Raw genomic sequence first — 23,567 nt, 5'->3', positions numbered from 1 at the left:
ACCTCAAATTGAATATTTGACGCTGAACGAAACATAGTCTCGATCTTCAAAATTATTGGTTGTACCAACACCATCCCAGAAAGTGTTGTAAGTAAAGTCAGCAGAGAGTTTATTTTGATAATCTACTGTCACCCCTAAACTGGCTGACTTTCTCTCTTCGACAAACAAAAACATAGGATCGGGAGTGATACCATCAACATCATGAGAGAACACAACACGTGGTGATACATTCACTTGCCCCATCACATTGTTGTAGGTCAGTTTAGATACCAAGCGATACCCCCATGCATCCTCTGTTGGGAACGGATTAGGCTCAGTACCACCAGATAATGAAGCTCTCACGCCTTGCTTATAATCATCATAACCAATTTGAGCTGTACCAGGACCGTTTAAGTGTAACTCTTGAGTATCAGGCATATTATCAATATAGACATACCCCACTTCAGCAAGTAATGCGAGTGAATCAGCACCAAGTGTTGGACCGAATAAATGCGTAACCGTTGCTTGAATTTGTGTGGTATCTCTTAAGATATAGCCTTGAGCAATCTCACCCGAACTAATATTCTCAATCTGAGAAATACCGGCAAGTGCAGCATATTCAGGATTGCCAGTATTGGCTAATTGTTCAGGCATCGCGGCATAAAGTAACTCTACATCATCAATTTGTAGCGGCTCGTCTTGGCGGTGAGCAATTTCACCCGCTAGGGCTGTTTCGCCGATACTGGTGTTAAAACTAAAACCGTAGAGTTTAATATCTTCAGGGTACTCTAATATCGCTTGTGTAAAGACAGAGAAATTTTGCAAGCTTTGCGCATCAGCACCGTTCAGTAATAGGTTTTGTACATCTTGCATCACGCTTTCAGTTGTAAAGTTGGATGCGCGACCTGAAATTAGTGGGCGGCGACTATGGTAATTCATATGGTAAAAGCTAAACTCGGTTTCGTTTAGACTTTCTGCAAAGTAGCTTAATTTGATACCGTACTGGCCATCTTCATCTGGCTCAATATCGGTATTTTTACCACGAACAGCGACTTTAGTACCATATCCACTCAGCACAGCTGCAACTGTTTCAAGCGGCACAAGTCCAGCATTGGCAGCAGCGGCTAAGTTGTTTAATTCAGATGCGACGAATTCAGCATTTATGTCTGGGTTTGAAGTAAAACCTAGTTGAATATTGTTTAGATAGCCACCTGCGCCGGCAAAGTCATTAGTAGAGAAGTAACTACCAGGTGCCGGTAATAAGGTTTTTTCCCATTCGTATTGATAGTAAAAATCAACCGAGAAACTTTCAGTTAAGCCGATAGAAGCCCAAACCATACCAACAGGGATAAATGCTTCTTTCAATTCAGCACCAGGCGCTTTTAAGCGTGCAATATCAACAGGGTTGATGGAGTTAATACCATGGGAAATTAATGTGCTTTCCCCCCAGCTCACTACTTGCTCACCTATGCGAACCGATACAGGAATATCTTCTCCAAGGGTGAAGTCAGCGTAAACAAAAGCATCGAGTAATCGGATATCTTCACAGACCTGCTCTTTTGCTTCATCATCAGCACACAAATCGTACTTTTTGCCAGTTAGCGGATTTTCCCATGCTTTTGCGTCTTGAGCAGCGTCATCATAAAAATACATAAAACGGCCAAAAAAGCCGTAATCACCCGCATTAATATCGAGCTCGTGGGTGCCTTTGATCAAGGTTGAAAAAGCTTCATTCGGATCGTGATTTAAATTACCTAAATCACCGTTATTAGAAAATGAACCCGGCTGAGACCAAATATCACCGGAAGAGTATATGGGATTTGAAATAGAATACCCGTCCCAGTTAAATCTAGGGTGGTTAGATTTACCGATTTGTTCGTCAAAGTTTCTATCTTCAACACGGTAGCTAGTACCAATAGAGAAAGTTGAATCGAAAGTGACGGTTATGTCATCACCGATCGTAAACTCAGCCGCTTGAAGGCTAGTTGATGCACTCGCTAACAACACAGCAGCAGCTGTTTTGTTTAAGCAAAAGTGCTTTCGGTTGCAGTGGTTGGCCATGTATGACTCCCGAAGCGCTGTGATTGTTTTAATTTTGTTTTTACAGTTAGCTGGGTAGCTAACAGACTGTATTACAATAATATTAACACTGCTTTTCTGGCTTACCAGTTTTTATTCGCCTTTTATTTCAAATGATTAGCGATAAAAATGTAAACAAAAGTAAGACGCCATCTTCAGTGGATAATATCGTAAAAGGGAATAGTTAACGGATGATAGATATTGATTTTACTGGACCAGAATTGATCACCCGATGCGATGGATAATTGGTCTTGGTCCAATATTAAGGTCCAAGCCATGTTTCTTGCAATCTGCTGAGCTAAGCCATCGACCATTTTTGATTCAAGCTCAACCAACTGTAATTTGGGGTGCTTATTTATTTTTTGTTTGAGTTTAGCTACATGATCATTTTCATCACAAAATAGCCAGACATGCTCACTTTTTGCTTCTGCTTTTTCTAATTTTTCTTCCGTTAATTCACCGAGCTCAATCCAATGACTAAATTGAGTTTGGTTGCGCCTAATAAAAAGTTCAGGCTCATCATTATTCCCCTGATTGATGGATATGTCATTGTGATGCAGCAAAGCATAGGCGATTAGTTTTTGAATAAACTGATGCTCTGATTGACAGTAAGGTTTAACAAGCTGGTTTTCGATATGTTCGAAGGCATGCGCATCGATTCGAGATACGTCGATTTCAGCTTTTATTAAAAGATCGCCAGCCGCCATGGTCAAACTCACAAAGTTTGCTTTACTGCTTGTAAATATAGTGTGATTTTAACTTTTTCGCGAATTGGCCAAATACGCTAGTTAATTGATTTGCCTTTTAATATCGTCGACGAACAGCGGTACTTGCTCGCTTGCGGGGCCAATATAGCTCTGCTGAAAAAGGTGATTGCTGCCACTAGGCTCAAGATTAATCTCTACCGTTTTAGCTCCGAACTGGTTAGCTAAATCGACAAACCCGGCAGCAGGATAAACTTGGCCAGATGTTCCAATGGCAACAAAAATATCGGCTTGATAAAGAGCCGATTCTATTTGCTGCATAAATTTAGGCATTTCTCCAAACCACACAATATCAGGCCTAATGCCAAATTTTCGCTTACAATGTTGACACGTTTGGTCAAACGTTAAATTGTTCGTCGTTTCAAACAGATGACCACAAAAATGGCAAAAGGCTTTAATTAATTCACCATGCATGTGAATGACATCCTCGCTACCGCCACGTTCATGTAAATTATCAACATTTTGAGTAACTAAAGTGACCTTAACATGCTTTAATTGAGCAAGTTCAGCTAATGCGAGGTGTGCTTGATTGGGTTTGATATCACTGTGTTTTAACTGGGCACGACGCGCATTGTAAAATTGATGTACTAACTTTGGGTCTTTGTGAAACCCTTCTGGTGTTGCTACGTCTTCAATTCGGTGTTCTTCCCAGAGCCCGTCACTGGCACGAAAAGTTTGAATACCCGATTCTGCAGAAATACCAGCCCCAGTTAAAATCACAATATTCATGGTTATAAACCATCGTACCTTTTTGTACAGTAAAGATGAACGGTGATCTCTTCCCTATCGTGGTACAAATGCTTAGCTTTTAGACTATATCGAATATCCAATTCAGCTAATTCGTTTTCAATGACATCAAAGCATTCCAAAACACTATTGAATCTTTGCTTCATTGGAAGTTTAAGATTGAACATTGCTTCCTTACAATCGCCATCAGCTAACCATTGAGCCATCAACTTAGCCACGCGAGTGGGTTTTTCAACCATATCGCAAATTAGCCAATAGTTGTTGCCGCGTCGAGGGCGAAATACAAAACCATCCTCTTGATAGTGCCTAACTTGGCCTGTTTCCATTAAACGGGTGTCCATTGGGCCGTTGTCAATCGCAGCTACAAACATACTGCGTTGCACCAGTTGGTATGTCCAGCCACCTGGTGATGCGCCCAAGTCAACACCGTGAAGCCCTGAGCCTAAACGGGTATCCCACTCTTCTTTTGGAATAAAGTGATGAAATGCTTCTTCTAATTTTAAAGTAGAACGACTAGGAGCATCTTTTGGCGATTTTAAACGGTGAATACCAAGGTGATGCCTACTGGCGTTTGAAAACACACTAAAGCCAAGGTAAATGCAATCAGAGCTTTGCATAAACAAATGTAAGCGACGTTTGGTATTTTTTTTCAGTAAACCACGTTTTTCTAATGCTTTGCTAAGCGGTAAAGTAAATTTCTTAGCAAATTTTGCTAAGGCCTTACCATCATTAGTATCAGGATAATCGATACTAATATCAGTAAAAATTTCATTCTCCAGAGCTTGAATGATTGGGGTAATACGATCGCCTTCGTCCAAATCACCCAACTCTGCCACTTGCCTAAACCATTGCCTGGCAAAAATCACATCATCAAGTTTAAGTACTTTGAAAAGTAGACCAGGCTCGTGCTCTGTTGCATCAAATTCGATAAAACCAGCATTATCCTTAACACGACAATAGCCATAAATTTCTTTCTCAGCGGCTTTATGCTGAATTTCAGCCGCGAGGTCTTTCTCGAACCCCGGTCGACAATAAAGAAAATAAACTGACATTACGACTCCTTAATCGCGTGTATAAATAAAAATAACCAAGCAAAGATAAATGCTAATCCACCGAGTGGAGTAATCATTCCAAGTTTAGTCACTCCGGTTAACGCCATTGCGTATAAACTACCGGAAAAAAGGCTAATACCTAAAGTAAAACCCCACCCTGCACGTTTAAGCCAAACCGATGGGTTATTTTTTACTAAGCTGGCCACTAATAATAAAGCTAGCGTATGATAAAAATGGTATTGGACGCCTACTTGATAAGCGCTCATTAAATTTGCACTAATCGTATCTTTTAAAGCATGCGCACCAAATGCCCCTAAACTTACACCTAGAAAACCACTTATTGCCGCGATTGCTAAAAAGCAGCTATAAAGTTTCATCTAAAAACTCTCGGATTTGCTTGGCGGCGTAGTCTAAGTGCTCTTGATGTGTAATACCACTTGATTTTAATGGTTTGAGGCTGTGATCCCCACTTTCACACCAAACAACTGACAAAATATCGGGCAGTGCATAACTTTCAACTTCCATTTTTTTGCCAAACGTATCGCGCTCACCTTGGACAACTAAAAAGGGAGATGTTAATTGAGGAAGGTGATCCAAGCGCAACTTCTCAGGCTTACCAGGCGGATGGAAAGGATAACCGAGTGCAAAGCCCATTTTGATCCCCAAAGCTTGAGTGGCTAAATGAGATGCAACGCGCCCCCCCATAGATTTGCCGCCAATAAGAATCGGCAAATTAGTGGTATTGTTAACGTGCTCGACTTGCTCTACAAATGCATCAATTAACTTATCAAACTTCCCTGGTGGGCGTTTCTTGCCAGTTTCTTTGATAACTTGCATATATGGAAAGTCAAAGAGTGTTACATCAATATTTTGCTCAGCAAGTGCTCTAGCCATCGACTGCATGAAGTCACTATCCGACCCAGCACCTGCACCATGAGCTAAAATACAATGCGCAATGGGTTGGTCTGCTTTAAAAAAATTATTCACTGTCATGTTGCTCTAATAATGGTTCTTGTTCTTCTTTAATTAATGCCAACATCCAATCACGGAATATAGCGATTTTACCCAGATCTTTTTGGCTTTCTCGACAAACTAAGTAATAAGCATTTTTAGTAATTAATACTTCTTTAAAAGGCTCGATTAAACGGCCAGCTTCTATTTCAGGTCGGGCTAATACTGAGTGGCCTAAAGCAACCCCCTGACCAAAAACAGCAGCTTGTAAAACCATTGAAGAGTGACTAAATATCGGACCATGATTAACGTTAATACCTTTTAAGCCAAACTTTCTAACCCATAACTTCCAATATTTACGATTGCTGTCGTGTAACAACGTATGATGATGAAGGTCATCTAAGGTATCTAAAGGCTTATCTGAAGTCAGTAAATTTGGAGAACACACTGGGGTGAGATATTCAGTATGTAACTTGTGAGCATCTAAGCCTTGCCAGCTTCCCGGACCGAAATAAATAGCGACATCAACATCATCAGATAAATGGCCATCATCCGCATCAACCGCTTTAATACGTACATCAATATCTGGGTGATCTTCAGAAAATAAATTTAGCCTAGGTACTAACCACTGTATCGCAAAACTCGGCGGTAAGCTGATCGTAATAGAGCCTTTATCTCCTCTTGCAAGTAACCTTTCTGTCGCTTCATACAGGTGATTAAAAATATCTTTAATGTCTAGATGATAAGCCTGACCTTCCTCTGTCAGTAACAAGGCTCGGTTCTTTCTCATAAAAAGTTTTAAGCCTAAATGTTCCTCAAGTGACTTAATTTGATGAGAGACCGCGGCTTGAGTGACAAACAATTCATCAGCCGCTTTAGTGAAACTTAAGTGCCGAGCCGCAGCCTCAAAGGCTTTCAGTGCATTTAACGGGGGTAACCTTTTCAAAACAAACCAACTTACTCATTAGTTTTTCTAATGCGTGATATAAAAATAAGTCATTTTTAATAGTCAAACAATAGTTATAAAGTACACACATCAAAGAAAAACAAAGCGTTTTCACAAGTTTCCTTATTAGAAAATGAAATTTCGCCTTGTTGAACTTGATATCATGAAATTTAATTACATTAATATTACTAATATAGGAAATTCTATTATGTTAACAATTAAAAAACTAGTATTAGCTGCAAGTATAGTGGCATTTGGTGCGACAGCTAACGAAGAAAAAGTAGAAGTAAATCCAGAGTTAATTGAGTTTGCTAAACAAACAATTGAGCTAAATATTGAAGCTGTAAAAGCAGATATTGAAAAAGAAACGACGGTAAAGCCAGTTAAATTAATCGTTGTAGATAACTACGATGTGATGAATACAACTAAAGCGACTGAAATTGTTGCAGAAAACAACTTAGAGCAAATCCCATTTTAAGATTTGCTCTAATCTTTACTTACTTATCGAGCAATATCTAGCTCAGCAAATCCTTTCACCAAATCATCTAATTGTTTAATCTGACTTAAGAAAGTTTCTAACTGATCAAGTGGGAAAGCAGAAGGACCATCACATTTAGCCATATCTGGCTCAGGGTGCGATTCCATAAATAAACCTGCCAATTTTGTAGCCATACCAGCACGTGCTAATTCAGCCGTTTGATGGCGACGACCACCAGAAGCATCCCCCATAGGATCACGACATTGAAGAGCGTGTGTTACATCAAAGATAATTGGGCTACCGTTTGATACCTCTTTCATCACACCAAAACCTAACATATCAACCACTAGGTTATCGTAACCATGACAAGCACCACGCTCACACAACATAACTTTTTCGTTACCACATTCAGCAAACTTACTGACAATGTTTTTAACTTGTGGCGGACTCATAAATTGGGGCTTTTTAACGTTAATAACAGCACCTGTTTCTGCCATCGCACGCACTAAATCGGTTTGACGCGCTAAAAAAGCAGGTAACTGAATTACATCGGCTACTTCTGCTGTCGGTACGCATTGCTCAATTTCGTGAACATCAGTGATCACTGGAACATCGAATGTTTGCTTGATTTCTTCAAAAATCTTCAAGCCCTCTTCCATACCAGGACCTCGGTAAGAATTAATTGAAGAGCGGTTTGCTTTATCAAAAGAAGCTTTAAATACATAAGGAATACCGAGTTTATCTGTCACTTCCTTATAAGCTTCAGCAATTTGCATCGCTAAATCACGTGATTCCAGTACATTCATACCACCAAATAAAACAAATGGTTTATCGTTGTTAACTTCAATGTCTCTGACAAAGATAGATTTTTGATTCATGGTTCTCTCTTGTTTAAATTATTGTGCAATTATCTGCAGTACCTGACCACAGAACCATGCCGCATATGTACCAACTGCATAACCGAGTACTGCTAATAATACACCGACTGGCGCTAATGCTGGATGAAATGCACTTGCAACCACTGGCGCGGAAGCCGCACCACCTACATTAGCCTGACTGCCAACAGCCATATAAAACAGTGGCGCTTTTAGAAGCTTAGCTGAAACCAGTAATAAAATAGCATGGACACTTAACCAAATTGCGCCTAAGAAGAAATATATTGGGCTATCCGCTATGGCCAACACATTCATCTTCATACCGATTGATGCAACCAAAATAAAAATAAATAGGCGACCAATTTTAGAGGCACCATATGCTTCATGCTGGCGAGCACGTGTGAATGATAAACTCATACCTATTGTTGTCGCAGTAATAATCATCCAAAAGAACTTACTGTGTAAGCTAAATTGTGCACCATTAGGAACGTGTTCAATAAACCAAGGGGTAAGAAAGTCTGCTGCAATATGGCTCACAGCAACGGTCGCAAATGTGATACTAAGCATCCCCACAAGGTTATCGAGGCTAGTGGGTTTATTGTTCGCTTTTTCTATTGCTTCAGCTTTGACTTTTAACTCTTCAACAGCAGAAGTATCAGCCCCAGTAAAGTTATCAAATGCTTTTGAACGGCTAGCTAAAAATAGAAGAACTGCTAACCAAATATTACCGACAATGACATCGACAGCAATCATAGCAGAGAAAATATTATCGCCCGCTTGATAGATCTCTTTCATCGCAGCTTGGTTAGCACCGCCACCAATCCAACTACCTGCTACTGTTGTCATCCCACGCCACACGGCATCTGGCCCTGTAGTTGATAACATATCAGGTGAAATCGTTCCCATGATCATTAAGGCAATAGGCCCACCAATGACAATACCCAATGTACCAATTAAAAACATGATCAGCAGCTTAGGGCCTAAAGCAATAATTGCTTTAATATCGATACTGAGTGTTAGCAAGACAATTGCAGCAGGCAGTAAGTATCGGCTAGCCACATAATAGATATTGGACTGACTGGCATCAATGATGCCAAAAGTATTTAATAATGAAGGTAAAAAATAACACACCAAAACAGTTGGGAATATGGTGTAGAACTTTCGCCAAAAGCTGTTATTTAAGTTGTGGGTATAAAAAACAAGGCCTAAAAAGGCCATCAAAATACCAAAGATGGTTGCATCATTGGTAAAGATAGCAGAGTCAAAGATCATAGATTTGAATGAAGGAAATTAATGAAAAGTTGGCTCATCTGAATTAAAACCAGTGTTTTGTTCCAGCTGAGATTTAAGTAACTTAGCAACAGGATCATCCGGGCAATTTTCTACAAAATAGCGGTAATCAGCTACAGCTAAGGGTTTGCATTCCAATTGCTCTAATAAATAACCACGATCTCTTCTGTGGTAAGGGTTATCAGGTTCAGATTTAACTAACGCTTCACAAACGGCTAACGCTTTTTGATAATCGCTTTGTGTCAGTAAAATTGATTTGTAACTGATCAAAATTTGACGAACCCAATCTTCATCTAAGCTAGCTTCAACCGCGATTTCTTTTTGTCCATCTTCTAATTTATCTTGATATAAAGCTTGAATTTGAGGCCAATCAAGCGAGTTACCTGTAGAAGCTTCGATAAAGATGTATTCATTATCATCCACTTCGATACGCACCAATGCAGTATTTGGTGCTTGAACAAGCTCAGTCTTAAAGCCAACTGTACGAGAAAAATCGGCTAATAGCATAGCAAGCACATTGGATTGCCCTGTCTTAAAGCTGAGTACATCAAATACGCTGTAGTGCCTAGCATCAAATTTGATACCGACTCTTTCTGGAATTGAGAAGATGTTATCGATGTAGAAGAAATCGAGAAGTAGCCTTACTTTTTCTAATTGCCCATCCAAGCCCACACATTCTGACGTTTTATTAATCAAAAGTTCAGATAACGCGATGTATTCTTCAACGGCCACCTGCACTAATTCATCATCCATCTGTTCAGATAGTTGATTGGTATAAAGGAAAAATAAAGAATCAAAATTGTGATTTGGTAAATTCGACACGGAAATTCAAGCTACTCGATTATTTGATCATACTTATATGAAGGTGAAAATCCATTTTTCAATACTTGCCAATAAATAACAAGCTAAATGGCTTATTAAAAAATGAGTGCTTGTTTAGTCACCGCAATTTTCGCTGCTACCACTACCCAGCTCCAAGAGAGAATAAAAGCAACAATTCGGGCTTTATTGTTTTTTGCCCACTTAAAGGTGGCTACGCCACAAACGATATAGAGAATAACAGCAATTAACTTTTCAGTTAACCAAGGTACTTGGAAAGGATATTGTTGTATCGTCATCATTAAACCAACAGCCGATAATAACAGTAAAGTATCGATGGCGTGTGGCAAAATTTTCACCCACTTCGCTTGAAGTGTTGGGCTTTGTCTCATTAACCAAAAAAAGCGTAATGAAAAAAGGATAACGCTAATCAGTACTAGCGTTAAGTGAGTATGTTTTATTGCAATATATGGCATAGTTTCGTTTCAGGTCTAAAAGTTAATCCGGATGTTGAGTTAAAATCGACTCAAATTCATCTATGTTATCGATGAAGATTTCAACCACCTTGGGATCAAATTGTAAACCGCTTTGCGAACGAATGTAATCTATTGTTTTATCAACTGACCAGGCATCTTTATAGCAACGTCTGTTTCGTAGCGCATCATATACATCTGCTAAAGCAACAATGCGGCCGTAAACATGAATTTCTTCACCTTTTTTGCCTTTTGGATAACCTGAGCCATCCCAATGTTCATGATGATCTTGAGCAATGATGGCGCTTGCTTTGATAATTGGGCGTTTACTGTCTTTTAGAATTTCATAACCAATCTGAGCATGCTCTTCCATCAATGCTCGCTCTTCACTATCAAGCCTTGCAGGCTTATGTAAGATGCTGTCAGCCACGCCAACCTTGCCAACATCATGTAATGGAGAAGCAAACATAATTTGTTCTGCTTCACGCTCTTCAATACCCAGTTTAAGTGCAATTAACTGACTATATAGAGACACACGCTTTACATGGTTGCCCGTTTCTTTAGAACGGTGCTCTACCGCTTCACTTAAACGCATAACAATTTCACGTTGTGTATCTTCTAGATCACGGGTCAGTAACACGTTATCAAATGCAAGTTGTACATGAGACGTAAACAGTTCAATCAAATACCTATCGTTATCTGATAATTCAGTGTTGATACCAGCAATATAAAGTAATGAGCCTTGAGATGATTTACTGTTGCAATAAGCAATGACATAGTCATTACCATAAACAATTTCGCGGTTATTTAAAGCTTGGTTGAAGGACTGCATCATCTCAGCAGATAACACTTCTTTGACGGGCTTTCCTTCAGCATCAGAGAATTCACCTTGACCTGCAATTACAACTAGATCATTTGAATATGACTCTGAGTTTGCCACTAAAGTTGTTGCATACATGGCTTTGTCACTGGAGCTAATAACTGAGGTAAGCTGCTGAACAATACCGCCGATGAAAGATTCCATCGATTGAACTGAAAATAAATCAGTGGATGCTTTGATGATCTTTTCCAAGCCTTTGCGGTTTTCTTCAATTGCAATGATATCTCGATATGAGCGAAGACTCGCCATAACGACTGTAAATAGCTTTTGAGCTGTTAATTCAGTTTTTGACTTATAGTCATTGATATCATAATTGACGATGACTTGTCGTTCAGGGGCTTGGCCTGGTTGACCGGTTCGAAGAATAATTCTGACAAAATGATTATCAGCTTGTTGGCGAATAAACTCGGCTACTTTAAGACCCGCATCATCGGTTTCCATCACCACATCGAGTAATACAATTGCTGCATCTGGGTGAGAGAGTAATACCTCTTCAGCTTCTTTCCCTGAATAGGCACTAATAAATTCAAGACCTTTGTTTTGAAACTCAAAATCACTTAACGCTAGCTTAGTGACGGCATGCACTTCTGGTTCATCATCAACTATGATGATTTTCCAGTTATCTTCGTGATCCTCGATGGCATCGTTATCCATGTCATCATCGGCAAATAAAAAATCTGTCACCGTAAAATCCTTGCAAAAAGTACAGCAGAATAGCAATCTACTTTATATATCGTTTTTCTGTTTAGACTTTAGCAGGTTGGTGGCGATTTATAAAAGTTTTGCGAAGGTAATTCTGTCATTTCCTGACAAATCTTGGCAACTGGCAATGTGACTGTAGCCAAATTGAGCAAAGATAGTTTGAACTGAAACCGCTTGGTCATAACCATGTTCTAGTAGCAAGTACCCACCTGGTGCCAAGTATAATTTAGCCTGTTCAATAATCAAACGTATATCATCTAGCCCATCGACACCACTAGATAACGCTGAATCGGGTTCAAACTTAACATCTCCCTGATTGAGATGAGGATCATTAAGCTCAATATAAGGAGGATTTGAGACAATCAAATCAAAAGAAGACTGAGATGGTTGGAAAGGTTCAAACCAAGAGCCATGTCTGACATCTATGCCAAGTTCAAGTGCACGTGAATTGCTTTTCGCTAATGCGACAGCGCCTTGATTAAAATCAGTTGCAAAAATTTGCCAGTTAGGTAATTCAGATTTAAGGGCTAATGCAATAGCACCGGTACCCGTACCTAAATCAAGCAGTGTCTTTTTCTCAAAAGGGGTTTGAGCAATTAACTCAAGCGCTTTATCTACTAGGGTTTCAGTATCAGGTCTAGGGATCAGAGTATCTGAAGAAACAGCTAATTTAAGTGACCAAAACTCACGATACCCTAAAATATAGGCAATAGGCTCACCACTTACTCTTCTTTTTACAAAACCTTGAAACTGAGTAAGCTGAGCGTCGGTAAGACGTTTATCGGGCCAAGTAAATAGGTAGCTCCGATTATCCTGTGCAATACAGTCGAGCAATAAAAGCTCTGCGTCTAGCTTGGCTGTATCTGAAGCAGTAAATTGATGACTTGCCCAATTAACTGCTTCATCATATCTCATTTTCATTAATCGTTATCGGCAAGTGCCGCTAGCTGATCAGCTTGGTGCTCTTGAACAATAGGATCAAGCAATGCATTTAAATCACCTTCAACGACATCACTTAACTTGTATAACGTTAAGTTAATTCGATGGTCAGTCACACGACCTTGTGGGTAATTGTAAGTACGGATACGCTCTGAACGATCACCACTACCCACCAATAAGCGACGTGTAGAATCTTCTTCTGCTTGACGCTTTTCATCTTCAGCCGCTTGTAAACGTGCTTGTAATACAGATAAAGCTCTGGCTTTGTTCTTGTGTTGGGAACGCTCATCCTGACATTCAACCACAACGCCTGTCGGTAAGTGAGTAATACGAATAGCAGAGTCAGTTTTGTTTACGTGCTGACCACCAGCACCTGATGCACGGAAAGTATCAATACGTAAGTCAGCGGGATTAATTTCAATTGCTTCTGATTCCGGAACTTCAGGTAAAATAGCAACTGTACAAGCAGATGTATGAATACGACCCTGCGATTCAGTTTCAGGTACACGTTGTACACGGTGCCCACCTGACTCAAATTTCATTCGACCGTAAACGCTATCGCCAGAAACTAAAGCAACCACCTCTTTATAACCGCCGTGTTCACCTTCATTGCTATTCATTAGTTCTACACGCCATCCCTGAGTTTCAGCAAAACGTGAGTACATACGGTACAAGTCACCAGCAAAGATTGCCGCTTCGTCACCACCAGCACCAGCACGAATTTCAACATAGCAGTTGTAGTCATCATTAGGATCACGTGGTAATAACAAGATTTGAAGCTCATCTTGAAGACGCTCAATGTCAGCTTTTGCTGCTTTGATTTCTTCTTGTGCCATTTCTCGCATTTCGGCATCGTCTTCTTCCAACATTTCATGCGCAGAAGCTAAATCTTCTTCTGCCTGCTGATAAGACTGGAATGCTTTAACCACAGACTCTAATTGTGAAAACTCTTTCGATAAGCTTCTGAATTTATCTTGATCGCCAATCACATCAGGATCGCCTAGCAAAGCTTGAACTTCTTCATAGCGTTCAACTAGGATTTCTAATTTACGTAAAATTGAATCTTTCATAAGGTACTTACTTTTTTACCAAGCCGAATTGGTCGGCTATTAAATTAATCGTTTCAGCATCATCAGCGGTTGCCGCCTCGCGAATCATTTTTGTCGGAGCATGCATTAACTTGTTGGTTAATCGGTTTGCCAGTTCTAATAAAACTTGCTCTGCCTCAATGCCTTGCTCAATCTGCTTTAGCGCTCTTTGCAAGCTTTCATCTTTCACTTGCTCACAGGTTTGACGATAACTTCGGACATAGTCGACCGATTTTAATGATTCGAGCCAAGCAAAATATCTTGCTTGTTCTCTTTCAATGTAAACAAGCGCTTGTTTAGCCGCTTGCTCTCTTTGTTTCTGGTTTTTCTCAACGATGCCCATTAAATCGTCGACGGTATACAAGTAAACATTATCGACTTCATTTACTTGCTCTTCAATATCCCTAGGTACAGCAATATCAACCATCAGCATAGGTTGGTTGAGGCGCTGCTTTAAGGCTTGTTCTACCATGCCTTTTCCTATTATAGGTAAGGTACTAGCAGTTGAAGAAACAACCACATCTGTTTGAGCAAGTAACTTCGGGATCTCATTTAAAGTTGCTGTATTAGCACCAAACTCACTGGCTAACTCTTGAGCTCTAACTAAAGTGCGATTAGCGACAGTTAAATTCTCACAACCGGCTTCGGTTAGGTGACGAGCGACAAGTTCAATCGTCTCCCCTGCTCCAACAAGAAGAACATTAGACTGCTTTAGATCTGCAAATATGTGTTTCGCTAAATTAACAGCAGCAAAGGCCACGGATACAGCAGATGAGCCTATTTCTGTGTGTGTTCGAACATCTTTAGCTACGGTGAATACATGCTGAAATAACCGCTCCATCATTGTCAACGCATGACCGCGTGTTTTAGCTTGCGAGAAAGCTTGTTTTAACTGTCCTAAAATCTGCGGTTCACCTAAAACAAGCGAATCTAAGCCACAAGCAACCGACATAATATGCTCGACCGCATCTGCTTCTTGTTTAAAGTAAATAACAGGTTTTAATTCAGCTGCATTGAGAGAGAAAAAATCGGCTAACCAATCCAGTGCGTGACTAGAGCCAAATGACGAGCCAAATAGATAAACCTCAGTGCGGTTACAGGTAGAAACTACAACAACTTCGTCGATATCGCACCTAGCCCTTATACTCTCCACTGCTTCATCGAGTAAGTCACTGGAAAATACAACTTTCTCCCGTATACTAACCGGAGCTGTTTTGTGACTAACACCAAAGGAGAATAAGGCCATTGTTTCGCTTAATAAAAATAATAAGGGACGCTAAAGATATAAAAGCGGCTAATTTTACGAGAAGGTTACACAGAAAGAAAGCGATATCGTCAAATACTCGTAACCATTTATTTAAACAATTGGGCATGTTCGCTTTCTTGGCTTTTATGTTGTTACTTAGTGGCTGTCAAACCACACAAGAACCGCTTACTGCAGAACAGTTAACACATATAGGCCAAATTCAAGATTTTGAGCTGAAAGGAAAGATTGCAATCTTAACGCCTAAAGATAAAGATTCGATTAATTTTTATTGGCAGCAAACCAAAGATGAATACGATATTCGTTTTACGACATTTTTGGGTGTAGAAGTAGCTAGCATCAAAGGCAATTATCAATCGATAACCATAGAGGCAGATGGTAAAACTTATCAGTCCAATGAACCAGAACTCCTTTTACAGGAAGTTACAGGCTGGAAAATCCCATTGAGACGCCTATCTAAATGGGTAACGGGTAATGTTCGCGGTGTCGTTATGGCAAAACACCCAGACACAGAGCTTCCTAAACGTGTTTTGGCTAGAGTCAGCTCTGAAGAGGAATGGATGGTAGATTATGATAAATATCGCACTGTACATAAATTACAATTACCGCACCGCTTAACCCTCAAGCAATACAAATTAAAAATTAATATGGCAATTAACGATTGGACGTTGAATTAATGCAGTACCGTTGTCCTTCACCAGCTAAAATTAACTGGTTTCTTCATATTACTAATCGCCGCCAAGACGGTTATCATGAGTTACAAACGCTTTTTCAGTTTGTTGATTTGAATGATTATCTGACTTTTGAGTTAAGAAATGACGATAAGATTGCATTAACAGGCGACTTAGCGGGTGTCAGCGCTGAGCAAAACCTGATATACCAAGCAGCGTTAGCATTACAACATATCAGTGAAAATAAATGTGGTATCAACATCAATGTTGAAAAAAATATACCAACAGGCGCAGGTTTAGGCGGTGGCTCTTCTAATGCAGCAACATGTCTTTTAATGCTCAATAAATTGTGGAAATTAAACTTTTCCTTACCACACCTAGCCGAAATTGGTTTATCACTTGGTGCTGATGTACCTATTTTTGTATACGGCTTCAGTGCTTTTGCTGAAGGTGTTGGTGAAAACTTATTGAAAGCAGAGCTAACACAACCCCATCTACTTTTAGCGATGCCAAAAGAAACTCATATTTCAACAGCAGCCATTTTTACTGATCCCGATTTGAAGCGCAATTGCGAAAAAATTGCGCTAAATGACTATCATTTTGAAAATACAACAAATGTTTGCCAACCAATTGCCGCTAAACGTTATAACTTTGTTGCAAAAACCTTAAGCTGGTTGGTAGAATACGCGCCGTCTCGTATGACAGGCACAGGTGCATGTTGTTTTGCTGTTTTCCAAAGTGTTACGGAGTTGGAAAACTGCCTCAATCACAAGCCCGAATATGTCGATTGCTTTTCTGTAAAAGCCATGAATACATCCAGCTGCCATCAATACATAGCGAAACAATTTAACTAGTTTTTTATTATTTGTTTAAGTGCAACTAAACTTGAACGAGTATTTGACCCGACATTATACATCCCTGAGGTTTTAGCCGTGCCTGACATGAAAATCTTTGCTGGTAACGCAACGCCAGAGCTTGCTAAAAAAATAGCAAATCGCCTATACACACAACTAGGTTCTTGCGACGTAGGTCGCTTTAGCGATGGTGAGATCAGCGTACAAATCAACGAAAACGTACGTGGTTCTGATGTGTTTATCATTCAGTCAACTTGTGCACCAACAAATGACAACTTAATGGAATTGATTGTAATGATCGATGCATTGCGTCGCGCATCTGCTGGTCGTATCACTGCGGTTATCCCTTATTTTGGTTACGCACGTCAAGACCGTCGTGTCCGTTCAGCTCGTGTACCTATCACAGCAAAAGTAGTAGCTGACTTCATTTCGAATGTCGGTGTAGACCGCGTATTGATGGTTGATTTACACGCTGAACAAATCCAAGGTTTCTTCGACGTTCCAGTTGATAACGTATTTGGTAGCCCTATTTTACTTGAGCATATGCGTGAACAAAACTTCGAAAATCCTGTAGTGGTTTCTCCAGATATTGGTGGCGTTGTAAGAGCTCGTGCTATCGCTAAGCAATTTGATGACTGTGATTTAGCAATCATTGACAAAAGACGCCCTCGTGCGAATGTTGCTCAAGTAATGCATATCATTGGTGAAATCGAAGGCCGTGATTGCATTATCGTCGATGACATGATTGATACAGGCGGCACGTTATCAAAAGCAGCTGCAGCGCTTAAAGAGCGTGGTGCAAAACAAGTTTACGCTTATGCAACTCACCCTGTATTCTCTGGTAACGCAGTAGAAAACATTAAAGATTCACAAATTGATAAGTTAATCGTGACTGACTCGATTCCATTATCAAAAGAAATGGCAAAGTTGAAGAAAGTTGAGCAATTAACGTTAAGCACTATGCTTGCTGAAGCAATGCGTCGTGTAAGCAACGAAGAGTCAATCTCGGCAATGTTTGAAGACTAAATAGAGTCTAGCTAGAACATTAAATATAAAAAAACCGCTGTTAAAGCGGTTTTTTTATGTCTTGCTTTAGCTTGTATTATTTAGCTTGCAACGCGACCTCATTTATCAGGCGTCTAAGCCAGATATGGCTGGCATCATGATGCAGTAAAGGGCTCCAGATCATTTTAAGCTCGAGCTGAGGTAACTCGAATGGCGGCTTACGGATCACTAAATTACCATCGTTAAGATAGCTATGGCAGGCGCGTTTAGGCACAGTAACCAATAGTTTTTTCTCTAAGGCGAGCTGAATTGCAACATGATAATTACGTGTAAATACACATATCTTCCTCTGTTTACCGATAGCAGCCAATGCTTCATCTACCCAACCTAGCTTTTGAACATCCTTGGTGTCCATCCCAACACCGACACCGAAGCCTGTTTTACTCACCCAGATATGCTGTGAAGCAAGATAGTTTTCTAAAGTGAGATCATCCGCTGCTGGGTGATCTTTATGCGTTAAACACACAAAATCATCCATCCAAACTTGTTTTTGATGAAACGAAATAGGCAAATCTTCAAAACGATTGATTGCCATATCAATTTTACCCGCTTCTACATCATGGAAGGTCACATCACTCGGCGTCATGATATCCAAAGATACGTGTGGGGCTTCAACTTGCAAGCGAGATAATAAAGGAGGTAACAAAGTGGATGCAGCGTAATCGCTTGCCATGATGCGATACACCCTATCGCTCTCTTGTGCGACAAACTGCTCAGAGGGTTGTAAAGCCTGCTCTAGCTCTAACAGTACTTTGCGCACTACGGGTTGGAGCTTACGAGCTTTTTCTGTTGGAGACATACCGTCACTGGTGCGAACAAGAATGGGATCATTTAATAAATTGCGCAAACGTTTTAACCCATTACTCATAGCAGGTTGAGTAATGTTGAGCTGGCTAGCTGCACGCGTTACGTTTTGCTCTCGTAGCAAAACATCTAAATAGATCAATAAATTCAGGTCTATATTGGCAATATTCAAACTGTCTGTCCCTAATTAAGCAGTTAAAACAGTATAAATGAAATTTATGAAATCATCAGCCCCTATAGGAAAACTAAATATTCATCTTACGTTAATTATCCCTCTCTATAGTGAGCAAATAAACCAAAATGGCTTACACTTATAACTGCAAGAATTCTAAGGAGTATTTATGGCCAGACCATTGAATATGGCGGATGTTGATAAAGCATTAGATGGATTTACAATCCCACCTCGTCCAAAACTATTAATTGCGCTACAAGCAGAACTAGAAAGCGCAGAGCCTAATATTCACAATATCAGTAATCTAATTAACCAAGACGTAGGTGTTGCTGGTTTTACATTAAAAGTTGTCAACTCAGCTGTTTTTGGCTTATCCAGTAAGGTCAGCAGTGTTGAGCACGCTTGTAATTTTCTCGGCATAGATAAGGTCGTCAAGTTAGTTCGAAGTATTTTATTAAGGTATACACTTTCACAATCACCTGAAGATGACTTTTTAACAAGCCTTTGGTCAAGCTCTGAACTCATTGCTAACACATGTTCAGCTTTAGCAAGTTACTTTGATATTGAAGAGTCAGATGATGCTTTCACATTAGGCATGTTTCACAATGCAGGCATGGCATTAATCTACATGCAAAATGATGACTACCCGCAAGTTGTCGAGCAATCTTACCGGCAAAACACTTCGAGCATAGGCGAATTTGAGGAAGCCAGCTTTGAATCATCTCATGAAGTGTTAGGTTTTTTAATTTCTCAAAATTGGGGGTTATCAGCGCTATTAAGCAATGTTATTGCTTATCACCATTCGTCATCAGTCATATTAACTACAGGCTCATTTGATGAAAAACAGTTATTTTGTGTACTCAAATTAGCTGAACACATGACAAGCTTATCTAAAATTTTAGGCCAATCAGAAATCGATCATGAATGGGAGAAGAACAAGCAAATTATCCTAGATATCCTAGAAATTGAAGAATATCAGTTAGATGATTTGGGCGAGGTATTATTCGGTTATGGTATTGATACGCTTTACCACAAGTCTTAAATATAACTAATCAAATAAGCTTGCCATCGTATCGGCAAATTTAACAAAAGTGGCACTGCGCTGTGTGGTGCCACGCCATACTAAACCAATCTCTCTAAACGCAAGTTTTGTCGGTTCAATCGCCACTAATTCAGTCCCTTTTAATAACCCTGTATCAATGGCTATTTGAGGGATAAAGGTCGCTCCTAATTGACAATTTGCCAATTGAACTAAAGTTTGTAAACTCGTTGCAGCTAACGGGTTTATTTTTTCACTGTTAACGAGTTGGCATGCAGAAATGGCATGTTGTGTCATACAATGTTCTTTTTCTAACAGATAAATACTTTGATTTGGCAATTGTTCAAAGCTTTTGAAGCTCTGTGAGTTTTTAGCTAGGTTTAGGTCTAAAAATTGTTGATGTGCAACCAGCCAAAATTTATCTTTCCCTATCAAACGCGTTTTAAAATTCCCAATCTCAACCGGTAGCGCTAAAATCAAACAATCTAGCTCACCGGCATCTAATAATTTTAGTAAGTTATCCGTAGTATCTTCTTTAAGTTCAGGCTCAAAATCTGGATAAATTTTTTGAATATCTTGGTACAAATATTTAATGATAAAAGGCGCAATAGTTGGAATACAACCAACTCTCAATTGGCCCACCATTTCTTGGCCTGCGAGGTTCCTATCGGCTAATTCAGCCACTCTTTGAACTATATCTTTAGCTTGATTAACGACTTGCTCACCAAAGGCAGTAAAAATAAAAGATTTGTTGTCTCTTTCAATCAATTGTTTATCAAGTTGCTCTTCTAAATTTTGAATACCAGTGCTAAGTGTCGACTGACTGACAAAGCAGGCTTTAGCTGCCTTGTTGAAATTCTGATATTCATACAATCGAATAAGATATTGTAGATTTCTGATACTAGGTAATTTTTTCATTATTTTGGTGAGTTATTTTTGATCAAAAAAGGCGAGTTAAACTCGCCTTTTATTTATGATGCTTTTTTCTTAGCAGGAGCGCGTTTCTTTTTCTGCTCTTCTTGCCATTCTCCTTCACGGAAAAATGCACTCCAGCCTGATGCTTTACCTTCTGGGGTCTCTGACATCAAGTACTGAGATTTAGTTTTTCGGCTAAATCTAACAATTGCAGGATTGCCTTCAGGATCTTTTTCAGGTCCGTCTGCAAGATAATAGAATTTACTCGAAATTCGATCCCTAAAACGTTTAAGTTCAGACACTTTAGGAGCGCGCGTTTCTCTTGATTTAGGGAACGTATGCGCTGCTAAAAATATACCCGCCGCACCATCTCTTAATACGAAATAAGCTTCAGACTTTTCACATTCCAACTCTGGAATGTGGACTGGATCTTCTTTAGGTGGAGCAGGCTCGCCACTTTTAAGCAGCTTACGTGTATTTTTACATTCTTCGTTTGTACACCCAAAGTACTTGCCAAATCGACCATTTTTAAGCTGCATTTCTGCACCACACTTATCACAGTCAAGGACAGGGCCATCGTAACCTTTAATTTTAAAGCTACCCTTCTCTACTTTGATGCCTTCACAAATTGGTGAATTACCACAAACGTGTAGTTTACGTGTTTCATCTATAAGATAGCTGTCCATAGCGGTACCACATAAATCACAACGCTCTTTAGCCATTAAAGCATTTGTTTCTGCGCTTTCATCAGCATCTGCAGCAACCGCTTCTTCACCTGGCGTTAAGTTCATTGTATGCGTACAGCGCTCTTTTGGCGGCAATTGATAGCCACTACAACCTAAGAATACACCTGTCGATGCAGTGCGCACCGTCATATGACGACCACACTTTTCACATTCAATATCCGTCGCAATAGCTTGGTTGGTTCGCATACCACCCTCTTCAGGTGGAAGCTCTGCATTAGTTAGCGTATCGGTAAAATGCTTATAGAATTTGTTTAGTACATCTTTCCATGAACGATCGCCTTCAGCGATGTCATCTAGACGCTGCTCCATCTTAGCAGTGAAGTCATAACGCATCAGATCTTCAAAATTTTCAGATAAACGATCCGTAACAATCTCACCCATTTTTTCAGCATAAAAGCGTTTATTTTCTAACCGAACATAACCGCGGTCTTGAATTGTTGAAATAATAGAGGCGTATGTAGATGGACGACCAATACCTTGTTTTTCTAACTCTTTAACAAGCGCCGCTTCACTGAATCTTGCTGGTGGCTTCGTAAAGTTCTGCTTAGGGTTTAATTTCTCTAAGGTTAATACTTCACCTGCCTTCACATCAGGTAATAACTGATCTTCATTACCTTTTTTAGATACAGGCGGTTGAATTCTCGTCCAACCATCAAAAACGAGTACTCGGCCTTTAGCTTTTAATTGGTAATCACCTGAATCAACAGTAATAGTCGAACTGTCGTATTTAGCCGGTACCATCTGACATGCAACAAATTGACGCCAAATCAGTTCATACAAACGCTTAGCATCGGCATCCATATTCGCTAAGTGGCCAGACAATACATTGACATCAGAAGGGCGTATTGCTTCGTGCGCTTCTTGTGCGCCCTCTTTACTGCCGTATAAGTTGACTTTTTCTGGTAGGTAGTTTTTACCTAATTCTGACTCGATGTAAGTTCTACAAGACGCTAGCGCTTCAGAGCTCAGGTTCGTTGAGTCTGTACGCATATAAGTGATGTAACCGCCTTCGTATAAACGCTGAGCTAACATCATGGTCTTTTTAACACCAAACCCAAGGCGAGTACTTGCCGCTTGCTGCATCGTTGATGTGATAAAAGGAGCGGAAGGTTTGCTAGATGTAGGTCTATCTTCGCGCTTGGCAACCACAAATGGGTTAGCGTTAAGTGAATCTAACGCCTTGTTTGTTTCAGCTTCGCTATTAGGCCTAAAGTTTTCGCCATTAAACTTGTTTACAAAAAGGTTTAACGCTTGGGCAGCTTGTGTTTGCGTATCCGCGGTTACTTCCCAAAATTCTTCTGGAATGAAAGCTTTAATGGCACGTTCTTTCTCAACCACCAAGCGAACAGCAACAGATTGAACACGACCTGCTGATAAGCCACGAGCGACTTTTTTCCACAGAAGAGGTGAAACCATAAAACCAACAACTCGGTCTAAAAAGCGACGAGCTTGCTGTGCATTAACGCGATCAATATTTAATTCTTCAGGTTCAGAGAAAGCATTTTGGATAGCTGACTTTGTAATTTCATTAAAAACCACACGACGGTATTGATCTTCTTCGCCACCAATCAGCTCTTTTAGGTGCCAAGCAATGGCTTCCCCTTCTCTATCCAAATCGGTTGCGAGATAGATAGTGTCAGCATCTTTAGCGAGTTTTTGTAATTCAGCAACTACCTTTTCCTTGCCTGGTAGTACTTCATAATCTGCCGCCCAGTCTTTTTCTGGGTTAATACCCATTCGATTGAATAAAGCTTTCTTTTCTTTTTTCTTTTTATATTCAGCCTTTTGCTCTGGTGTCATGCCCTTTGTTTCAGCAGCTGTAGAACCAGCTTTTGCCTTATTTGCACGGCCAGATGTTGGAAGATCACGCACATGACCTACACTTGATTTAACAATGTAGTCATTGCCTAAATATTTATTGATCGTTTTCGCTTTTGCAGGCGACTCGACGATAACTAACGATTTGGTCATAAAT

The 23,567-nt window shown here is 39.9% G+C and carries 23 protein-coding genes; 5 read left to right on the top strand and 18 right to left on the bottom strand.

Translation table 11 applies throughout. The features are described from left to right. Positions 1-3: 3 nt before the first annotated feature. From HR060_RS03910 to HR060_RS03880, 7 genes are all read right to left on the bottom strand, one after another. Positions 4-2,040, bottom strand: coding sequence for a DUF1302 domain-containing protein (locus HR060_RS03910; RefSeq protein ID WP_174198968.1), 2,037 nt, complete (start codon positions 2,038-2,040; stop codon positions 4-6). A gap of 173 nt (positions 2,041-2,213) precedes the next feature. Next, on the bottom strand, positions 2,214-2,777 hold the full coding sequence (locus tag HR060_RS03905) for a YaeQ family protein (RefSeq protein WP_174198967.1): 564 nt from the start codon (positions 2,775-2,777) through the stop codon (positions 2,214-2,216). 69 nt (positions 2,778-2,846) lie between these two features. Then, the gene (cobB, locus tag HR060_RS03900) at positions 2,847-3,551 is read right to left on the bottom strand and encodes a Sir2 family NAD+-dependent deacetylase (protein WP_174198966.1); all 705 of its coding nucleotides are present in this window, start codon (positions 3,549-3,551) and stop codon (positions 2,847-2,849) included. A gap of 2 nt (positions 3,552-3,553) precedes the next feature. Continuing rightward, positions 3,554-4,621, bottom strand: coding sequence for a 23S rRNA (cytidine(2498)-2'-O)-methyltransferase RlmM (gene rlmM, locus HR060_RS03895; protein WP_174198965.1), 1,068 nt, complete (start codon positions 4,619-4,621; stop codon positions 3,554-3,556). Beyond that, complete coding sequence (locus HR060_RS03890; protein ID WP_174198964.1) at positions 4,621-4,998, bottom strand: DUF423 domain-containing protein; 378 nt, start codon at positions 4,996-4,998, stop codon at positions 4,621-4,623. Before HR060_RS03890 ends, rlmM begins: the two co-directional genes overlap by 1 nt. Next, entirely contained in the window at positions 4,985-5,614 is a 630-nt protein-coding gene (locus HR060_RS03885; protein ID WP_174198963.1) for an alpha/beta family hydrolase, read from the bottom strand. The genes HR060_RS03890 and HR060_RS03885 overlap by 14 nt, the downstream gene beginning before the upstream one ends. Next, positions 5,601-6,518 carry a transcriptional regulator GcvA gene (locus tag HR060_RS03880; RefSeq protein ID WP_174198962.1) on the bottom strand — a complete coding sequence of 306 codons (918 nt, stop codon included), beginning with the start codon at positions 6,516-6,518 and terminating at the stop codon, positions 5,601-5,603. The genes HR060_RS03885 and HR060_RS03880 overlap by 14 nt, the downstream gene beginning before the upstream one ends. A 208-nt stretch (positions 6,519-6,726) precedes the next feature. On the opposite strand from HR060_RS03880, the gene HR060_RS03875 reads away from it, so the two are divergent. Next, positions 6,727-6,996, top strand: coding sequence for a hypothetical protein (locus tag HR060_RS03875; RefSeq protein WP_174198961.1), 270 nt, complete (start codon positions 6,727-6,729; stop codon positions 6,994-6,996). A 23-nt stretch (positions 6,997-7,019) separates the two neighbouring features. Here HR060_RS03875 and kdsA read toward each other — a convergent pair whose 3' ends face one another. The 8 genes from kdsA to hemA form a co-directional block, all read right to left on the bottom strand. After that, positions 7,020-7,874: a 3-deoxy-8-phosphooctulonate synthase gene (gene kdsA / locus HR060_RS03870; RefSeq protein WP_174198960.1), complete on the bottom strand. Its 855-nt coding sequence runs from the start codon at positions 7,872-7,874 to the stop codon at positions 7,020-7,022. Positions 7,875-7,892: 18 nt separating this feature from the next. Then, positions 7,893-9,140, bottom strand: coding sequence for a DUF819 family protein (locus tag HR060_RS03865; protein ID WP_174199111.1), 1,248 nt, complete (start codon positions 9,138-9,140; stop codon positions 7,893-7,895). A gap of 21 nt (positions 9,141-9,161) precedes the next feature. After that, on the bottom strand, positions 9,162-9,983 hold the full coding sequence (locus HR060_RS03860) for a tetratricopeptide repeat protein (RefSeq protein ID WP_174198959.1): 822 nt from the start codon (positions 9,981-9,983) through the stop codon (positions 9,162-9,164). A gap of 95 nt (positions 9,984-10,078) precedes the next feature. After that, complete coding sequence (locus HR060_RS03855; protein WP_174198958.1) at positions 10,079-10,456, bottom strand: SirB2 family protein; 378 nt, start codon at positions 10,454-10,456, stop codon at positions 10,079-10,081. A gap of 22 nt (positions 10,457-10,478) precedes the next feature. Beyond that, positions 10,479-11,987 carry a DUF3369 domain-containing protein gene (locus HR060_RS03850; RefSeq protein WP_174199110.1) on the bottom strand — a complete coding sequence of 503 codons (1,509 nt, stop codon included), beginning with the start codon at positions 11,985-11,987 and terminating at the stop codon, positions 10,479-10,481. A 117-nt stretch (positions 11,988-12,104) separates the two neighbouring features. Beyond that, positions 12,105-12,956 (bottom strand): peptide chain release factor N(5)-glutamine methyltransferase, encoded by an 852-nt coding sequence (gene prmC / locus HR060_RS03845; protein WP_217434861.1) that lies wholly within the window; start codon positions 12,954-12,956, stop codon positions 12,105-12,107. After that, positions 12,956-14,044 carry a peptide chain release factor 1 gene (gene prfA / locus HR060_RS03840; protein ID WP_174198957.1) on the bottom strand — a complete coding sequence of 363 codons (1,089 nt, stop codon included), beginning with the start codon at positions 14,042-14,044 and terminating at the stop codon, positions 12,956-12,958. Before prfA ends, prmC begins: the two co-directional genes overlap by 1 nt. 7 nt (positions 14,045-14,051) lie before the next feature. Beyond that, a complete protein-coding gene (hemA, locus tag HR060_RS03835) occupies positions 14,052-15,308 on the bottom strand; it encodes a glutamyl-tRNA reductase (protein ID WP_174198956.1) in 1,257 nt (418 codons plus the stop codon). A 125-nt stretch (positions 15,309-15,433) separates the two neighbouring features. Here hemA and lolB point away from each other — a divergent pair, with 125 nt between their 5' ends. The 3 genes from lolB to HR060_RS03820 all read left to right on the top strand — a co-directional run bounded on the left by lolB (position 15,434) and on the right by HR060_RS03820 (position 17,877). After that, complete coding sequence (lolB, locus tag HR060_RS03830) at positions 15,434-16,003, top strand: lipoprotein insertase outer membrane protein LolB (RefSeq protein ID WP_174198955.1); 570 nt, start codon at positions 15,434-15,436, stop codon at positions 16,001-16,003. After that, on the top strand, positions 16,003-16,851 hold the full coding sequence (gene ispE / locus HR060_RS03825; RefSeq protein ID WP_174199108.1) for a 4-(cytidine 5'-diphospho)-2-C-methyl-D-erythritol kinase: 849 nt from the start codon (positions 16,003-16,005) through the stop codon (positions 16,849-16,851). Before lolB ends, ispE begins: the two co-directional genes overlap by 1 nt. Before the next feature lie 78 nt (positions 16,852-16,929). Beyond that, positions 16,930-17,877 carry a ribose-phosphate diphosphokinase gene (locus HR060_RS03820; protein ID WP_174198954.1) on the top strand — a complete coding sequence of 316 codons (948 nt, stop codon included), beginning with the start codon at positions 16,930-16,932 and terminating at the stop codon, positions 17,875-17,877. Between the two features lie 76 nt (positions 17,878-17,953). On the opposite strand, the gene HR060_RS03815 is transcribed toward HR060_RS03820, so the two are convergent. After that, positions 17,954-18,892, bottom strand: coding sequence for a LysR family transcriptional regulator (locus HR060_RS03815; RefSeq protein ID WP_174198953.1), 939 nt, complete (start codon positions 18,890-18,892; stop codon positions 17,954-17,956). Between the two features lie 169 nt (positions 18,893-19,061). Here HR060_RS03815 and HR060_RS03810 point away from each other — a divergent pair, with 169 nt between their 5' ends. Continuing rightward, a complete protein-coding gene (locus HR060_RS03810; RefSeq protein ID WP_174198952.1) occupies positions 19,062-19,934 on the top strand; it encodes an HDOD domain-containing protein in 873 nt (290 codons plus the stop codon). A 6-nt stretch (positions 19,935-19,940) separates the two neighbouring features. On the opposite strand, the gene HR060_RS03805 is transcribed toward HR060_RS03810, so the two are convergent. Continuing rightward, entirely contained in the window at positions 19,941-20,849 is a 909-nt protein-coding gene (locus HR060_RS03805; RefSeq protein ID WP_174198951.1) for a hydrogen peroxide-inducible genes activator, read from the bottom strand. Between the two features lie 53 nt (positions 20,850-20,902). Beyond that, positions 20,903-23,563, bottom strand: coding sequence for a type I DNA topoisomerase (topA, locus tag HR060_RS03800; protein ID WP_174198950.1), 2,661 nt, complete (start codon positions 23,561-23,563; stop codon positions 20,903-20,905). Positions 23,564-23,567 lie beyond the last annotated feature (4 nt).

Source organism: Marinifaba aquimaris, from assembly GCF_013328345.1.
Lineage (GTDB): Bacteria > Pseudomonadota > Gammaproteobacteria > Enterobacterales > Alteromonadaceae > Marinifaba > Marinifaba aquimaris.
The sequence above is the reverse complement of the archived record's forward strand: the minus strand, read 5'-3'. Positions and strand labels throughout refer to the sequence as shown.

What these genes read in the sequence shown, in the direction of transcription:
- HR060_RS03910 (WP_174198968.1), bottom strand. Translation starts at nt 2,040, where the DNA reads ATGGCCAACCACTGCAACCGAAAGCACTTTTGCTTAAACAAAACAGCT.
- cobB (WP_174198966.1), bottom strand. Translation starts at nt 3,551, where the DNA reads ATGAATATTGTGATTTTAACTGGGGCTGGTATTTCTGCAGAATCGGGT.
- rlmM (WP_174198965.1), bottom strand. Translation starts at nt 4,621, where the DNA reads ATGTCAGTTTATTTTCTTTATTGTCGACCGGGGTTCGAGAAAGACCTC.
- HR060_RS03890 (WP_174198964.1), bottom strand. Translation starts at nt 4,998, where the DNA reads ATGAAACTTTATAGCTGCTTTTTAGCAATCGCGGCAATAAGTGGTTTT.
- HR060_RS03885 (WP_174198963.1), bottom strand. Translation starts at nt 5,614, where the DNA reads ATGACAGTGAATAATTTTTTTAAAGCAGACCAACCCATTGCGCATTGT.
- HR060_RS03875 (WP_174198961.1), top strand. Translation starts at nt 6,727, where the DNA reads ATGTTAACAATTAAAAAACTAGTATTAGCTGCAAGTATAGTGGCATTT.
- kdsA (WP_174198960.1), bottom strand. Translation starts at nt 7,874, where the DNA reads ATGAATCAAAAATCTATCTTTGTCAGAGACATTGAAGTTAACAACGAT.
- HR060_RS03855 (WP_174198958.1), bottom strand. Translation starts at nt 10,456, where the DNA reads ATGCCATATATTGCAATAAAACATACTCACTTAACGCTAGTACTGATT.
- HR060_RS03850 (WP_174199110.1), bottom strand. Translation starts at nt 11,987, where the DNA reads ATGGATAACGATGCCATCGAGGATCACGAAGATAACTGGAAAATCATC.
- prmC (WP_217434861.1), bottom strand. Translation starts at nt 12,956, where the DNA reads ATGAAAATGAGATATGATGAAGCAGTTAATTGGGCAAGTCATCAATTT.
- prfA (WP_174198957.1), bottom strand. Translation starts at nt 14,044, where the DNA reads ATGAAAGATTCAATTTTACGTAAATTAGAAATCCTAGTTGAACGCTAT.
- hemA (WP_174198956.1), bottom strand. Translation starts at nt 15,308, where the DNA reads ATGGCCTTATTCTCCTTTGGTGTTAGTCACAAAACAGCTCCGGTTAGT.
- lolB (WP_174198955.1), top strand. Translation starts at nt 15,434, where the DNA reads ATGTTCGCTTTCTTGGCTTTTATGTTGTTACTTAGTGGCTGTCAAACC.
- ispE (WP_174199108.1), top strand. Translation starts at nt 16,003, where the DNA reads ATGCAGTACCGTTGTCCTTCACCAGCTAAAATTAACTGGTTTCTTCAT.
- HR060_RS03810 (WP_174198952.1), top strand. Translation starts at nt 19,062, where the DNA reads ATGGCCAGACCATTGAATATGGCGGATGTTGATAAAGCATTAGATGGA.
- HR060_RS03805 (WP_174198951.1), bottom strand. Translation starts at nt 20,849, where the DNA reads ATGAAAAAATTACCTAGTATCAGAAATCTACAATATCTTATTCGATTG.
- topA (WP_174198950.1), bottom strand. Translation starts at nt 23,563, where the DNA reads ATGACCAAATCGTTAGTTATCGTCGAGTCGCCTGCAAAAGCGAAAACG.